We start from the raw sequence: 14,048 nt of genomic DNA on the forward strand, positions 1-14,048 counted from the left end.
CAATGCCGGTATGGGGATTGTATGCACCAGCATGAGCCCGGATGCGCAGTCATAGAAGCTGTCCGCAACGGCACGCTGCCTGAGCCGGTATATCGCAGCTACCTGAAACTATTGCGGGAGCAATATCACTTCCAGGCCAGCGAAGCGGACAAGAAGCGAAACATCAAGCAGCTGACCAAACTGGTGAAACAGGTCGTCAAGCATCGCAGGAACAACAAGTATTGACACCTTTCAAAATGTAAAAAGCGGCCTGTGCATGCACAGGCCGCTTTCTTTTAAGATATACCAGCCTGGACATCAATTTTTTTGCACAAAGCTGGTTACAGCCTCCACGAAAGCCGCATTGTTCTCACAATACAACATATGCCCTCCCTGGATGACGCGCACCTGCTGATTCGGGAAACGGAAACGTTTATAATGATCCGGTCCGATGTTATGATCCGTTGCCCCGGAAATAACCAGCACAGGAAGTTTGACCTGTTCGCTGGAAGCGGCGAAGTCGGTGAAATATTCAGCCTTGCCCAAAACAACCCGTCCGAATCCATAATTCCGACCGGACCAGTTGTCTACACTATCCAGCCGCTTTACGTTCTCCTCATTGTCGGACAACATTTGATATCCAAGGCCTTTTTCGCGCAATGCGGTGAAGGCTTTGGAATAAGTAGCCACCACTGCCGCGGAATCCGGGGCGTGGAAGCTGGTACCCAGTTTACTATTCACAAAAGCGATCTGGCTTTGCAGGGAATGGTTGATACTGAGCGTAGCGTTCAGGAAGATCAAGCCTTTTACATGGTCCGGATATCGCTTTGCGTAGTTATAAGCCAGTATGCCTCCAAAGGAATGCGCCATCAGGTACACCTGTCCGGATCCGGTTTTCTGCCGGATATTTTCGATATCCTCCACCATCCTGGCCAGGCTGTAATCGCCATTAACCGGGTTGGCAGAGCGCCCCGATCCGCGTTGGTCATAATAATACATCCTGAACGTATTTTCCAGGGCACTGCCGCCCAGCACTTCAAAGGATTTGCTCCATGCGCCGGGGCCGCCATGGATAAAGATGCAGGGGCTTCCCGTGCCGCTGGCTTTCAAAAATAGCTGCACGCCGTCGGAAGTGATGATAGTACTGTCGGATTGAAGCGAACGGGTAGCGCCATAACTGCCGGAGCAGCTCAACAGCAAAAGGAATATGAAACTTTTTCTAAGCATGGATAGAATGTTAAAATATGGCATATAGTCTTGATAAAAATCGGGGTAAGGGAATGACTGTTCTGTCACCAAATTAATACTAAATCTCCTTTTATCCAGTTTTCATCCCTGAATTCACCGGGTTGGTACATAAATGGCGAATGATTCCCTTCAAATCATCTACTTTTTCAAAAATCAAACGGACGCATGAAAAAGTACTTGTTATGGCTCCTGTTGTGCTGGAGCGGAACGGCGATGGCCCAGATGGAAGCGGCGCGGAAAGTTACCCCGGAATACCTTCATGAAACCCGGATCAACAACCATCCGCCGGATATCTGGCAAGTCATCCGCGACCTCCCGAAAGTGAAGGATTATTCCAACGGCATGATCAGCGAAGTAAATATCCGTACCGAGCGCGGCACCCAGTACCGCGACCTGGTTTTCGCCGACGGCAGCAAGCGTACAGATGAGATCCAACAAGTGCACGAAACTTACAAATTCTTTGTAGTACAGATATCCTCTCCCCTGCCGGCCGGCGTAACCAAAGCGATCGTTACGGCGCTGGTGGAATCCATTCCGGGCAGCAAGGGCACATCGGTGGTGCGCTGGTCCATCATTATGGAAGGCGAAAAAGCCGCCAAAAAGGCCCTGACCGACAGTTTAACCGCCGAAATCGCCAATTACGAGGCAGGGCTGAAAAAGCTGCTGGAATAAGCTCGCGGAGATACATTGCTTAGGTTGCCATAGATAAAAAAGACAAATCGGTTCGCGCTGATTTGTCTTTTTTAAAGCACACTGTTTAGCCATAAAGGCTGGCGCGAATTTCAAATTCGTTTAGTATCTTGAAGAAAAACCAATCATGTTTAAATGCCTTTCTATCCTCGCAACGGCGATGATGATTGTTAGCCAGGCGTTTTGTATCGAAACGCATGTTTTCATCAGGGCGCGTGCGAAAGACGCCAAATTCCTCGGGTCGTCTATCGGCGGCGCGCATGTGATCGTCCGCAACAAAGCCAATCAACAAATACTGGCGGAAGGGAAAACCGCCGGCACTCCCGGCAACACCGCCCAGATCATGGGCACATCGCGCGGCCGGTATGCGCCTTTGGCCGACGAAGCGGCGGCAAAATTTGATGCTGTATTGGATATCACTGAACCTACGTTCGTGCGGATCGAAGTGCTGGCGCCCGCCAATCACCGGCAGTCACAGGTCAATGCGGCGGTAGAAATATGGGTGATTCCCGGCAAACACATCACCGGCGATGGCGTAGTGCTCGAAATCCCTGGCTTCATTATCGACATCCTTACACCCAGAACGCACAATTATTTGCGCCTGTCTTCCATCAACTCCCAGCCACTGCCTATCCAGGCAAACATTGTGATGATGTGCGGCTGCATCATTCAAAAAGGCGGGTTGTGGAATGGTGATAAGATGGAAGTGCGGGCGATCGTGAAAAAAGAACGGCCAGCTCCTGAAAGAAGAAACCATGACCTGCGTAGCGGATAATCTCTTCGAAGGCAAGCTGCAGATCGCTGAAAAGGGCGAATACCAGGTGACGGTGTATGCGTTCGACGAGCGGAGCGGGAACACCGGGGTGGATATCGTCTATTTTGTCGTTTATTGAACGGCTTATAGCCGCACCTCGTGCCTGGCGGCTATGCGTTTCTTTTCCGGAACAGGCAGATCAACCTGCGCCAACAGTTGCCTGCATTCCGCTTCGCGCCGGGATTCATTTGCGGCGTGCGCCAGATCGATCCGTATGGCTAATGCTTCCGCCACATCCGCCGGGGCTTCTTCCCGGGATTTTTTCAAAGCTGCGTCCAGCGTTTTGGCTGCGGCTTTTGCATCTTCTTTGTAATCCCTGAATCGTATCGCTATTGCGATCGATCTTTGCAATGGGGTTTGTCGCCTGTCATCTGCTTTCTGATAGGTTTCATCGTCTTGTTCGCCATACTGTACAAAAATGATGGAGTTACCGGATACGTCCGTAAGGGTGAACCTCGTTGCGCCGGGCTTCATGCCGGATATCCTGGGAATGCCGGAATGGGGCACCCTGCCGAGGTGCTTTTTGAGCCGCTGGGAAAATTCTTTATACACAGCTGCCACATCGCACACCAACACCAGGCAGCCGCTGTATAAATTGCTGGCCGCATCCATCCCTTTTACCCTGCCAAAATGAATTGCATATCCATTCCGTTCCACTACGCCATATTGATAAGGCCGGGTCATTTTGTATGTTGTGGTGTAACCCATCGCTTCCCAGAAAACAACGGTTTCCTCGATATTAATACATGGCAATTGCGGGATGGTCAATCCGTCTTTCAAGGTGATATTTTGCTCCATTTACGTGTTTTTTGTCCGGAGCAAAACTAAGCATTGACGCCCATCCGATCCTGTTACATACTTTTTTGTATATAAAGGGAACCCGTATGCAGCACAGTTAGATAATCCCGGCGTCGCTCATAAGTGAAATGCCATAAGCCGTAAATTGATCGATCAGCGGCAGGGCTTTGATGGCCTTTGGAGTTAATTCGTATTCCACCCTGGGAGGCTTCTCTGAAAATGTATGCTTTACCACCATTTGCTTTTCCTCCAGTTCGCGCAGTTGGGTAAACAGCATTTTATCGGATATGTGCGGGATGGATTTCTTCAAATCCCCGTAGCGCACCGGCCCGTTTCGCAGGCATAGGATGATCGGGATTTTCCAGGTTCCACCGATATGCGCCATAGCGAACTCAATGGGATTGTAGAAGATCCTGTTATCGTGCAAAAATTCTTTCATCATCCTAAAATTCGGACTTTTCCCGGAATGCATGATGAATCAATGCAAGCAACCAGGCTGGCGGATATGAAATAATATCTTCATTTATTTCGATGCACCAGCGAACCGAGCCTCAAATGCCGGAATACTGATGACATCCGATAAATAGAATGTTTCTGCCGGTTGCCCGGGCACTTCATGCGTTTCGTATACCTTACCCACGCCTTTGGCCAATACAACCCTGAGAATGGTGGACAATTGTTTGTCGCCGGTCGTTAATTCCACGGAAGTTTCCATCTTCGAGGACAGCGTTTGCAGGATGCAGTCTGCCAATGGGTATCCGTTGGCCAAAGCGCTGTCTTTCAGATCGCGATAGAAGCCGACTTGTTTGAATTTTGCTTCGATGGTACCGAATGCAATTTTGCCGTTCACCCTGTAACCTGAACTATCAATGTTCACCGGCTGCCTCCAGGTTATCGGTACCGGATCGATCTCTATTGGAATCCCGGTAACTTCTCCATGCAGAAACAAATAATTATCCCCTTGAAAAGCGATTTTTTCTATGGTGGATACCTGTCCGGCGCTGTCATATTCGGTGGAAGTCAGCACCGTGTCGCCCATCATGGATAGTTGCACTTTTTCATATTTCTTCACCTGGCCGGTACTGTCCCGGTAACAGTAAACCAGGCCTTCCATTAGCTTTGCGGTGGGTTGCCTGTAGTCGCGGAGGTCGATCATTGGCATGGATTCGCCGGGTTTCTCCGGGCTGCCGCAGGCAAAGGCCAGCAACCATATGCCGGCGATCGTAAAATTGGTGATGATATATTTCATTTGCGGGGATTATCTGAATTTGGCTTTTTTCAGGTACTTCACGGCTTTGCGAAAAAAACCTTCCTCTGCCGCGGCGGCTGAGGGAATATGCAGTTTCACGCTTTTCGTGGCCAGCGAAATCTGCTCCAGTTTCGCTTCCCTGACCGCCGTTTCTATCAAGACCCTGTGCTCACTGTCGGGATAATGTTCCAGGAATTCGTTCCAGCCGTCGATGGTATTGCGGCTTCTGGCCCTGGACAACGCTTCGGTTTCCCCGAACCATTCCATATTCCGGATCTCCAGCGCCACGGGATCGTCGGGATAGCGCCTGGCAAAATCAACCGCGGCCTCGCGCGTACCGGCCTGTTCTGCATGCTGGAAGGCTTGCTGGCGTTCCAGCGCGTACACCAGCTCTTCGTCGAGCCCCTTCCCTCCTGTGCTTACTTTTCGCCAATAGGCCATGTCTGCTTCCAGCAGAATAGCCGGATCCCTGGTGTGGAACGCGTCGAGCAAAATGGCGCATTCCATATAGTATTTTCCGTTGGCGGCGTTGGGAAATTCCCGCAGCAAAGCAGCTACGTTTTCCCGGGTGAGCGATTGCTGGAGGGCCGCTTCCAGTACCGCTTTCCGTTGGATGGAATTCCGGTACCAGCCGCCGAATTCACCGATGGCAAGCCTTGCCTGCTGAAGGTGCGCAGCGGCCGACCGGTACGCCGTTTTCGATGTCCGGACGAGGTATTGCCGGAGCACCCGGAGATCGAATTTGTTCAATGCAGCGCCTTTCATCCTGTCCAGGAGGAACATGAGCCCTTTGGCACACCGGTCCTTCAGCAGATCGAACGACGCGTCTTTCGCGAAAGCATAGAACCGGATATTGGCGGGAGCGTCTTTGAAAAACCACGTTTCCCCGAGGAATTCTTTCAGGATGTCCGCCAGGAGCGATTCGTTGGCGTTAAGTTGCCGCTGCGGAATGCGCTCATTTTCGTCGAGCAGCATGGCGAGCAGGCTTTTACGGCTGGCGGGGCCCGTCTGCCGGTACACCGTTTCAAATACGGATGTCGGTTTGAATTCATCGAAACCGGCACCGGATTTTTGCAGCCTTTCGTATAGTTTCTCCATGCCCTCCCGGTATGCGGGATCCGGTTGCCGGGAGGCGCCGGCCTTCCCATCGAAAATGTCCGTTTTGATGGCGGGGTCCTTTTGCTCGTATTGCTCCAGCAAAACCAATGCGTGCTCCAGCGCGCCGGCAGTACCCAGGCTGTCGGGCCCCGCGTCCTGCGCGCCGTCGGATAATTCACGGATGCAAAACTCCGCATAGGTGGCGACGATTGCCTTCATTTCGGCCTCCTCACCTGCACCGGCATTAAAAGTGAGCGCCTTTTTGTCGTAAACCGGCACGGCCGATTGAATTTGCCAGGACACTACGTTACTGGTGATCCCGCTGTCGGCATGCACAAAAAAAGCCATCAGGGATGCGATGCTCACAGGCACGGAGACCCATTTGATATATTGCCGGTAACGCTTCAAAGCCCTGTGCGACATGATCCGCAGCAACGTAATGCCCGCCAGTATGATCAGCAGCCAGCTGAGCGACCGTTTGAGATACCCTTCGCTAAAGGCGTACAAATCATAGACCCACCGGGCCAGCCGGGGAAGGTATTCCGGGGCCGTAAGCTTGAAGGCCATCAATACGGCGCAGGCACAGAGGAAGTCGATGCATAGCGGCAGCACCGCTTCGGTACTGATGGCGGTCAGCAGCATATGCGCCCTGCGGCGGGCGGGCGCTGGCCGGTAACCTTCCTGCTGGTAGCGGGTGATGAGCGACGATGTGAAGTATTTGATGCAGATGTACGCCACCGAAAGGCAGATCAACAGTGTTTCAATAAGGCTTTGCGCGGTAAATGCCTGTTGGTTGGACAATGCGACAATGAACCCTGTGCAGAGGCAGAGCAAAACGAAGGCAGTGCGGAAACCATTTTTGGAAACCATTTTCATGCTCCGGAATTTGGGGTAGAACAGAAAATATATCAGGCTATAGGGGCTGGAAGCGTCCGGGGGAAATATACCAGTCTGTGGAATTGTCTGTAAAAGTTAGCATAAAATAACGACATCGGGAAGATTTTTTTATGGGCAGATGGAAGGCAGGAAATGGAAGCTACGTGGGATAAGATTAATGGAAATCCCTCGACTTCACGAACATATCCGGATTGGGTGTAGTATTTCCGCTTTTGCTGGTGTTCGAAGGATAAGGAGATTTCTCATCCGCCCTGGAAACCGTCAGCAGCAGGCTTTCGTCGACGCTCCTGGCAATCGTGTTTTTGATCAGTTTCGTTAAATTATGGCAGCGCTCCACGATGATGTGCACTACTTCCCCTTCGCGTTGCAATTTCCCTTCCACCATCAGCAGGGTGGATTGAAGGACTTCCTTCCGGTATTTCCCGAAAACTTTTTCAAACAGCACGAGGTTGCACACGCCGGTCTCATCTTCGATCGTGATGAAGCAAACGCCTTTCGCCGTGCCGGGGCGCTGGCGCACCAGCACCAATCCCGCGGCTTTCACCTCCGAGCCGTCCGCCGCCGCGGCAATGCCTTTGGCGGAAAGGATATGCAGCTGCGTGAGCTGTGGCCGCACAAAACTGACGGGGTGCGCCTTCAGCGATAAGGACGTAGCGGCGTAATCCTGCACCACGTGTTCCGGCGCGCTCATAAATGGAAGTTCCACCTGTTTTTCGTGGCTGGTTTCGGAGGGCTGCCCGGCGAATAAAGCTTCCGGCGTATCGCCGAGAGCGGTCACTTCCCATAAGGCGCGGCGCCTGTCCATACCCATCGAGCGGAAGGCATCGGCATCGGCCAGGCGTTCCAGTGCAGCTACGGTCATGCCTGCATTTTTCATGGCGGAGATAGTAGCATAACCTGCTCCACGGCCATCCACGAGGATCTGAGCGTCTTCCGCCCGCATGCCGGCGATCTGCCGGAAACCCAGGCGCAGCGCGCGGTATTTACCGGTTTTTTCTTCCAGGCTGTTATCCCATTGGGAAAGGTTTACATCCACCGGCCGCACGGTTACGTTGTGGTTCCTCGCATCAGAAACGATCTGGGCGGGTTGATAGAAGCCCATGGGCATGCTGTTCAGCAACGCTGCTGCGAAGACTTCGGGATAGAAACATTTCAACCAGGAAGAAACATACACCAGCTGCGCGAAACTGGCCGCGTGGCTTTCCGGGAAACCATAACTGCCGAAGCCTTCCAGCTGTTTGAAAATCCGGCCGGCGAAATCCGCATCGTAACCGCGGCTCACCATGCCATTCACGAGCTTTTCCCTGAACTTGCTGACCAGGCCATGCGATTTGAACGTGGCCATGCTCCGCCGCAGTTGGTCGGCCTCCGCAGGTGTAAAACCCGCGGCTACGATCGCTACTTTCATCGCCTGCTCCTGGAAAAGGGGCACGCCCAGCGTGCGGCCCAGGATTTCTTTCAGCTCTTCGGAAGGATAAGTAACCGGTTCTTCTCCATTCCGGCGCCGCAGGTAAGGGTGCACCATATCGCCCTGGATCGGTCCCGGGCGAACGATCGCCACTTCGATCACCAGGTCGTAGAATTTCTTTGGCCGCAGCCGCGGGAGCATGCTTTGCTGGGCGCGGCTTTCGATCTGGAAAACGCCGATCGTATCGGCGTGGCTGATCATCTCGTATACTTCCCGATCGTCCTGCGGGATGTTGGCCAGTGTCAGGTCCAGGCCGTAGTGCTCCTTTGCGAGGGTGAACGCCTTGCGGATACAGGTGAGCATGCCTAATGCCAGTACGTCGATCTTGAGAAAGCCGAGCGCTTCGATATCATCTTTATTCCATTCGATGTTCGTGCGGTTTTCCATGCGGGCGTTCAGGATCGGGCACAGGTCCGTCAGTTTGCCCCGGGTGATGACGAAACCGCCGGTATGTTGCCCCAGTTGCCGGGGGAAGCCCATCATCTGGCCGGTCAGTTCCAGCACCTTTTTCAGGTGCGGGTCTTCCGGGTTGAGGCCCGCCTGGCGAAGGGCGTTCGCGTCAAACCACTCATCCGTAAATTCCCAGATGGCGCTGCTCAGGCGGCTAATTGTATCGGCCGACAGGCCCATCGCCTTACCTACATCCCGGATGGCGCCCTTCTGCCGCTGCTGGGTAACGGTAGCCACGATCGCCGCACGGTCGCGGCCGTATTTGTTGTAAATGTATTGCATGACTTCCTCGCGCCTTTCATGCTCGAAATCCACATCGATGTCCGGCGGCTCGTTGCGGGCGGATGAAATAAAGCGTTCGAATAGCAGGTCGAATTTGGTGGGGTTTACGGAAGTGATGCCCAGGCAGAAACACACGGTAGAATTAGCCGCAGATCCCCTCCCCTGGCACAGGATATGATTTTCCCGCGCATACCGGACGATATCATATACCGTCAGGAAGTACGCGGCGTAATCCATTTCGCGGATGAATGTCATTTCATGATGGATGGATTGCACAATCTTCTCCGGTAACTCTTCTCCGAAATATTCCCTGGCCCCTTTCCAGGTGAGCATTTCCAGTTCTTCCTGTGGCGTGCGGCCGCCGGAGGTGATCTCTTCCGGGTAGATGTATTGCAGGCTGTCGAGGGAAAAGCGGCAGGATTCGGCGATGTCCATGGTTTGGCGGATGGCGTCGGGGTACTGGCGGAACAGGCGTTCCATTTCCTTCGGTTCTTTGAGATAGCGTTCCGCGTTGGCATGCAGGCGGAGACCGGCATCATAGATCGTACACTTCTCCCGAACACAAGTTAAAATATCCTGCAGCTGGCGCCGCTCGTGGCAGTGATAATGCACATCATTGAGCGCCACCATGGGTACGCCGAGGTAACCGGCCAGCTCATGCAAGCGGTAGATGCGTTTTTGATCGTCCTGCGCGTAGGTGCGAGATGCACCGATGTAGAGCCCCCGGCCGAAAGCTTCCCTGTATTCCGTCACATGCTTTTTATACGCCGCATCCAGCTCAAAATCCTGCACCAGCGATTCCGGCGGCACCGCTACAAACCGGATGCCTTTGCTATGGGCATAAACATCTTGTTTGCGGAGCAGGCAGGAACCCTTTTCAGTCCGCAGGTTGCCGAGGCTGAGCAACGCGCTCATGCGGCCGTAGGCGGCCTTGTCCGTCGGGTACGCGAGCAGGCTGGGGCCGTCTTCCAGGTCGAGGCGGCAGGCGGGGATGAACCGGATCCCGCATTCCTTCGCGGCGGAATGCGCCCGCACGATGCCCGCGAGGGTATTGCGGTCCGTTACGGCGATGGCCGCATGCTGCAGCATGGCTGCCTGCTGCACCAGTTCTTCCGGGTGCGAACCGCCCCGCAGGAAGCTGAAATTGCTGGTGACTTGTAATTCCGCGTATTCCATCGTTCATCATTTAAGCAAAATAGCCATGTAAAAACCAGTTGAAACGCGCCTGTTCACCATAGTGCCCGGAGCGGAACAGCCAGTAACGCTGGCCCTGGCGGTCTTCCACGACGTAATAATCCCGGTGCTCACCATTCTCCAGCCACCACTCCTGCTCGATGCGCTCCGGGCCTTCCGCTTTACTGATTTCATGCAGCACGCCTTTGTGGATGAAGTTCATGGGCGGGTAATCCGGTATCGGGGCGCTGACGGTGATATTCTCCGGATCAGCCAAAAGCTGTACGGGGCGCTGGATGTCCGTCCGCCAGGCCATGGCGGGCTGTTCGTTGATGGACTGGGCTTTGCGGATGGAACGCTCCGGCCAGTGGTGCGCGTCCGGCAGATAACGGTGAATAACGCCGGGGCCGATCTTGCCGGCAATCCGGTCCAGCAGTTCGTTTACAGCGGCGTGGCCCAGTCCGGCGCCTCCGCCCCAAAGCGCGTGCTGATCTGCGTTCGATTTTTCTACTTTGCTGTCGAGCACGAATAATTCGATACCCAATCCGGGTGCGATGCCGCTGATCTTCAACCTGAACAACCCCAGCAAATGCGCCACGTTGCCGGAAGCGGAGGTGGTGCCGATCTCGATAGCCTGCACCTGCCCGTCGACCCGGTGGCAGCTTAACCGCGCCGCGCGGACGCCTTTATCTTCGCTTTGTAAACGCTTACATAACGATTCCAGCAACTGTTCGATGGCGATCTCGATGCCCGCCGCATTGCGGATCGGTTCCAGGCAAGGCAGCCGTTCCTGGTAAGGCGGTATCACCTGGATGGGCGTCAGCGCTTCTTCCTTGAAGCCCAGCGCCTGTTCGATGCGGTCCAGCAGCCCGATTCCGTACCGGCGGAAGAGCATGCGGCGGTCCATATGGATGAAGGAACCGATTTGCCAGAATCCCATTTTATGCAGGCGCAATTGAATTTGCGGTTCGATGCGGAGCGCCGCGGTAGGCAATGGCAGCAAGGCTTCCAGTTGTTTGCCGGGAGGAACGATAGGGCCGTTTTTACCGTAGCGCGCCACGGCCCAGGCTGCGCCGGGCGTACTGGCGATGCCGATGCGGGTATCATAACCGGCGGCACGCAGGCGGGTAACGATGTCCCTGAGATACTGGGGCTCTCCGCCCCAAAGATGCGCGCAGCCGGTAACGTCCATCAGCAACCCTTCGGGCATATCCACCATCACCACAGGCGTGAAGCGAATGCACCATTCTCCGATGGCTGCCAATAATTTCCCTGTCAATGCGGGGCGCTCGTCCAGCACCTGCAGCCCTTCCACGATGGCTTTCGCATCCGCCGCGGGCATGCCTGCCGTTACGCCTTCCTGTATGGCGATGGGATTGGCGGCTTTCACGATCACGCGCGCGCCGTCTTTCCCTGCGAATACGAACGGAACATCTTTCAATTCCGGCCGCCGGAGCGTTTGCCAGTCCGTTAACAGGTAACGGAACCAGATGGATACATATCGCTTTTCCATATGCACTACCCTACATTTCTTCTTTCTTCACTAACAATCCGGTTTTCCTGCTGTACCACCTGCAGGCCGTTATCGGTCCATTCGACCAGCCAGTTCCCCGGTTGGCCGTTGCGCACTTTATCGAGGGCCACGTTCCACCGGCGGTAACCGATACCGGGCATTCCGGCTACGCTCCTGCTGGGTTGAGGCGTGATTTTCCAGCGTGCGCAGCATGCTGCGGAACCTATTGCCCTCGGGCTTTTCCGAAGGATGAATCCGGTAATCCTGCTTTGTTCGACCGCATGCTGCAATCGGAGGGATTCGGTAAACCCCAGGTCGCGTATCTCACTGATCACCGCCGAAACCCCTTCGCACTTCAACGCTTCTTCGGTCACCCATAAAGCATCTTTCAACCGCCCGACGTTGATAAACACGATGCGGTCCGGCTGTACGCCATAACCCGCCAGCGCAGGCGGGAAAAGCGCGTGGCTAATGCTCACCCAGATGGCGACGCCGCCTTTGCTCAATAATTTAGCAAGCAGCGCGGCAATGAACCCTTCCGAAGCGGCGGAGCCTTCCCGGCAGGTAGTGATAAATTCGTGGATACCCGCCTCCGGAAATACTCCGTTGGGGAAAGCAGCCTCCACCGCACCCAGGCCCATGCGCCGAACGCCCGCTTCCGCCGGCTTGTAGCCCTGGATGCTGTTGATCTCTGCCTGGAGCTGGTTAACGATATCTGCGCTGCTTTTACTCATATCCCGCCCATTCCTGTTGGAAGATGGGTCCGGGACAAAAATACTAATATTTTTAGCATTTCAAAGAAGTTCATATCGTATTGCGAAAAGTAAATGGGCCTCAGTGAAATATGCATATTTATTGCTGCACTTCCTTGCTTTTTACAACCAGTTTCCGCCCGGAATTGATTACATTGCACCCCTTAAACCGGAAACCATTTTCGCCCAATAACCCGGGCATATCAAACATGCTTACGATTGTCATTTACCTGGTCCTGATCAGCTTTCTCGCAACGCTGGTACGCTCTACTTTCGGGTTCGGTGAATCCCTGGTCGCCGTTCCGCTCTTTGTGCTTTTCATCCCGCTCCATGTGGCGGTGCCGTTGTCGGTGCTGATGTCCATTTTCGTGGCGGCGGTGGTGGTGGTGCAGGACCATAGATCCATCCATTTCCGGAGCGCCAAATGGCTGATTTTATACGCCCTGCTGGGGATCCCCGTAGGCTTGCTCATCCTTTCCTACGGCAACGAATACTGGGTGAAGATCGGGCTGGGCGCGCTGAACATCGGGTATAGCATTTTTACCCTCCGCGCGAAACATACCGTGAAGCTGGAACACGACAGTCCTTTCTGGCTTTTTATCTGCGGTTTTTTGTCCGGCGTGCTGGGCGGGGCGTATGGCATCAACGGGCCGCCGCTGGTGGTGTATGGCAACAAAAGAGGCTGGAGCGCGCAGCATTTCAGGGCAACATTGCAAGCGTACTTCCTGCCGGCGAGCTTTATCGGAGTGGTGGGTTACGGCGTGCAGGGGTTGCTCGGCTGGACGGTAATTCAATACTTCCTCATCTGCATCCCGGCCATGCTGCCGGCGATCTTCCTGGGCCGGTACCTCAACCGCAAGCTGCAGGGCAACACTTTCTATAAATATGTTTATGCGGGATTGATTGCCATCGGCGCCATGCTGATCATTTTCACGATGGCGGGTTTTGCGGGGAAACTGCATTAAAAAATCATCCGTCTGGACGATTGTAAACTTTTGTCAAAATAACAATCCCTAAAAGATCAAAAAGCTTGTAAAGCTCAGCCAATCCCTTCTTCGGATCCAGGGGGTCGTAGCTTCCGCGCTTTTTTGCAAACGCCATCGCTTTGGGAAGATGGGGGCGCAGTTTTTTATAGATATCGGGAGTATCACGAATAAAAAACTTCTCGCTTTTAGCATAATCCTTTGTCTTCCGACCGGTTCCTTTTCTATTCCTGATCGTTCTTGCCATTGGCCAATTCTATATAATAATCACTTAAAAAAGGCACTGCGCCCAGTTTTCCAGATTTATAAGCATTGAATACAGATGAAGTATCCCTGACCACCGAACTATCAAAATCACTCAAAGCGAACAATTCAACGCCGCCGTCAGGCTTTTTCTCTGTAAACCAGATGACATCATCACGTAACATATCCCTTTCCATCAGGAGCTCGCGATAATGCGTTGTGGCGATTAATTGAGAAGATTTCGAATTTACGAGAAATAACAACAAGAAGTGCTTAACGAGATCCGGATGGAGTGAAGATTCCAATTCATCGATTATTACAACCTGGGAGCTCGTCAGCATGTCGTTATATCCGTCAACACCCCATAAACGCCTCCAACCGCCGCAAGGCCAATAACACCTCCCGGCACCC

General features: G+C 53.7%; 14 protein-coding genes and 1 pseudogene. 5 read left to right on the plus strand and 10 right to left on the minus strand.

What is annotated here, in order from left to right; all coding sequences use genetic code 11:
- Positions 1–225: pseudogene (locus Q0510_RS10365) on the plus strand (ribosome small subunit-dependent GTPase A); the annotation flags it as partial.
- 72 nt (positions 226–297) lie between these two features.
- On the opposite strand, the gene Q0510_RS10370 reads toward Q0510_RS10365, so the two are convergent.
- A complete protein-coding gene (locus Q0510_RS10370; RefSeq protein ID WP_298710822.1) occupies positions 298–1,206 on the minus strand; it encodes an alpha/beta hydrolase in 909 nt (302 codons plus the stop codon).
- A 186-nt stretch (positions 1,207–1,392) separates the two neighbouring features.
- Here Q0510_RS10370 and Q0510_RS10375 point away from each other — a divergent pair, with 186 nt between their 5' ends.
- The 3 genes from Q0510_RS10375 (at position 1,393) to Q0510_RS10385 (ending at position 2,810) form a co-directional block, all read left to right on the plus strand.
- The gene (locus Q0510_RS10375) at positions 1,393–1,899 is read left to right on the plus strand and encodes a hypothetical protein (RefSeq protein WP_298710825.1); all 507 of its coding nucleotides are present in this window, start codon (positions 1,393–1,395) and stop codon (positions 1,897–1,899) included.
- Between the two features lie 145 nt (positions 1,900–2,044).
- Positions 2,045–2,692, plus strand: a complete 648-nt coding sequence (locus Q0510_RS10380) for a hypothetical protein (RefSeq protein ID WP_298710828.1) — start codon at positions 2,045–2,047, stop codon at positions 2,690–2,692.
- Positions 2,673–2,810 carry a hypothetical protein gene (locus tag Q0510_RS10385; protein ID WP_298710832.1) on the plus strand — a complete coding sequence of 46 codons (138 nt, stop codon included), beginning with the start codon at positions 2,673–2,675 and terminating at the stop codon, positions 2,808–2,810. The genes Q0510_RS10380 and Q0510_RS10385 overlap by 20 nt, the downstream gene beginning before the upstream one ends.
- 5 nt (positions 2,811–2,815) lie before the next feature.
- Here Q0510_RS10385 and Q0510_RS10390 read toward each other — a convergent pair whose 3' ends face one another.
- The 7 genes from Q0510_RS10390 to Q0510_RS10420 form a co-directional block, all read right to left on the minus strand.
- The gene (locus Q0510_RS10390) at positions 2,816–3,529 is read right to left on the minus strand and encodes a hypothetical protein (protein WP_298710834.1); all 714 of its coding nucleotides are present in this window, start codon (positions 3,527–3,529) and stop codon (positions 2,816–2,818) included.
- 97 nt (positions 3,530–3,626) lie between these two features.
- Positions 3,627–3,971 (minus strand): helix-turn-helix domain-containing protein, encoded by a 345-nt coding sequence (locus Q0510_RS10395; RefSeq protein ID WP_298710837.1) that lies wholly within the window; start codon positions 3,969–3,971, stop codon positions 3,627–3,629.
- Between the two features lie 81 nt (positions 3,972–4,052).
- Entirely contained in the window at positions 4,053–4,778 is a 726-nt protein-coding gene (locus Q0510_RS10400; protein WP_298710840.1) for a hypothetical protein, read from the minus strand.
- A 9-nt stretch (positions 4,779–4,787) separates the two neighbouring features.
- Positions 4,788–6,752: a hypothetical protein gene (locus Q0510_RS10405; RefSeq protein WP_298710843.1), complete on the minus strand. Its 1,965-nt coding sequence runs from the start codon at positions 6,750–6,752 to the stop codon at positions 4,788–4,790.
- Between the two features lie 175 nt (positions 6,753–6,927).
- Positions 6,928–10,149: an error-prone DNA polymerase gene (locus Q0510_RS10410; protein WP_298710845.1), complete on the minus strand. Its 3,222-nt coding sequence runs from the start codon at positions 10,147–10,149 to the stop codon at positions 6,928–6,930.
- A 10-nt stretch (positions 10,150–10,159) separates the two neighbouring features.
- Positions 10,160–11,659 (minus strand): DNA polymerase Y family protein, encoded by a 1,500-nt coding sequence (locus tag Q0510_RS10415; RefSeq protein ID WP_298710848.1) that lies wholly within the window; start codon positions 11,657–11,659, stop codon positions 10,160–10,162.
- A gap of 5 nt (positions 11,660–11,664) precedes the next feature.
- Positions 11,665–12,393: an Error-prone repair protein ImuA gene (locus tag Q0510_RS10420; protein ID WP_298710851.1), complete on the minus strand. Its 729-nt coding sequence runs from the start codon at positions 12,391–12,393 to the stop codon at positions 11,665–11,667.
- Positions 12,394–12,620: 227 nt separating this feature from the next.
- Here Q0510_RS10420 and Q0510_RS10425 point away from each other — a divergent pair, with 227 nt between their 5' ends.
- Positions 12,621–13,376, plus strand: coding sequence for a sulfite exporter TauE/SafE family protein (locus tag Q0510_RS10425; protein ID WP_298710853.1), 756 nt, complete (start codon positions 12,621–12,623; stop codon positions 13,374–13,376).
- 4 nt (positions 13,377–13,380) lie between these two features.
- Here Q0510_RS10425 and Q0510_RS10430 read toward each other — a convergent pair whose 3' ends face one another.
- Positions 13,381–13,641 carry a hypothetical protein gene (locus Q0510_RS10430; protein ID WP_298710859.1) on the minus strand — a complete coding sequence of 87 codons (261 nt, stop codon included), beginning with the start codon at positions 13,639–13,641 and terminating at the stop codon, positions 13,381–13,383.
- Positions 13,619–14,048, minus strand: a 430-nt coding sequence (locus Q0510_RS10435) for an AAA family ATPase (protein ID WP_298710862.1), incomplete at its 5' end; no start/stop codon positions are given. The genes Q0510_RS10435 and Q0510_RS10430, both read right to left, overlap by 23 nt.

The sequence above is a fragment of the uncultured Chitinophaga sp. genome (genome assembly GCF_937874145.1).
Classification (GTDB): Bacteria; Bacteroidota; Bacteroidia; order Chitinophagales; family Chitinophagaceae; genus Chitinophaga.

What these genes read in the sequence shown, in the direction of transcription:
- Q0510_RS10370 (WP_298710822.1), bottom strand. Translation starts at nt 1,206, where the DNA reads ATGCTTAGAAAAAGTTTCATATTCCTTTTGCTGTTGAGCTGCTCCGGC.
- Q0510_RS10375 (WP_298710825.1), top strand. Translation starts at nt 1,393, where the DNA reads ATGAAAAAGTACTTGTTATGGCTCCTGTTGTGCTGGAGCGGAACGGCG.
- Q0510_RS10380 (WP_298710828.1), top strand. Translation starts at nt 2,045, where the DNA reads ATGTTTAAATGCCTTTCTATCCTCGCAACGGCGATGATGATTGTTAGC.
- Q0510_RS10385 (WP_298710832.1), top strand. Translation starts at nt 2,673, where the DNA reads ATGACCTGCGTAGCGGATAATCTCTTCGAAGGCAAGCTGCAGATCGCT.
- Q0510_RS10390 (WP_298710834.1), bottom strand. Translation starts at nt 3,529, where the DNA reads ATGGAGCAAAATATCACCTTGAAAGACGGATTGACCATCCCGCAATTG.
- Q0510_RS10395 (WP_298710837.1), bottom strand. Translation starts at nt 3,971, where the DNA reads ATGATGAAAGAATTTTTGCACGATAACAGGATCTTCTACAATCCCATT.
- Q0510_RS10400 (WP_298710840.1), bottom strand. Translation starts at nt 4,778, where the DNA reads ATGAAATATATCATCACCAATTTTACGATCGCCGGCATATGGTTGCTG.
- Q0510_RS10405 (WP_298710843.1), bottom strand. Translation starts at nt 6,752, where the DNA reads ATGAAAATGGTTTCCAAAAATGGTTTCCGCACTGCCTTCGTTTTGCTC.
- Q0510_RS10410 (WP_298710845.1), bottom strand. Translation starts at nt 10,149, where the DNA reads ATGGAATACGCGGAATTACAAGTCACCAGCAATTTCAGCTTCCTGCGG.
- Q0510_RS10415 (WP_298710848.1), bottom strand. Translation starts at nt 11,659, where the DNA reads ATGGAAAAGCGATATGTATCCATCTGGTTCCGTTACCTGTTAACGGAC.
- Q0510_RS10420 (WP_298710851.1), bottom strand. Translation starts at nt 12,393, where the DNA reads ATGAGTAAAAGCAGCGCAGATATCGTTAACCAGCTCCAGGCAGAGATC.
- Q0510_RS10425 (WP_298710853.1), top strand. Translation starts at nt 12,621, where the DNA reads ATGCTTACGATTGTCATTTACCTGGTCCTGATCAGCTTTCTCGCAACG.
- Q0510_RS10430 (WP_298710859.1), bottom strand. Translation starts at nt 13,641, where the DNA reads ATGGCAAGAACGATCAGGAATAGAAAAGGAACCGGTCGGAAGACAAAG.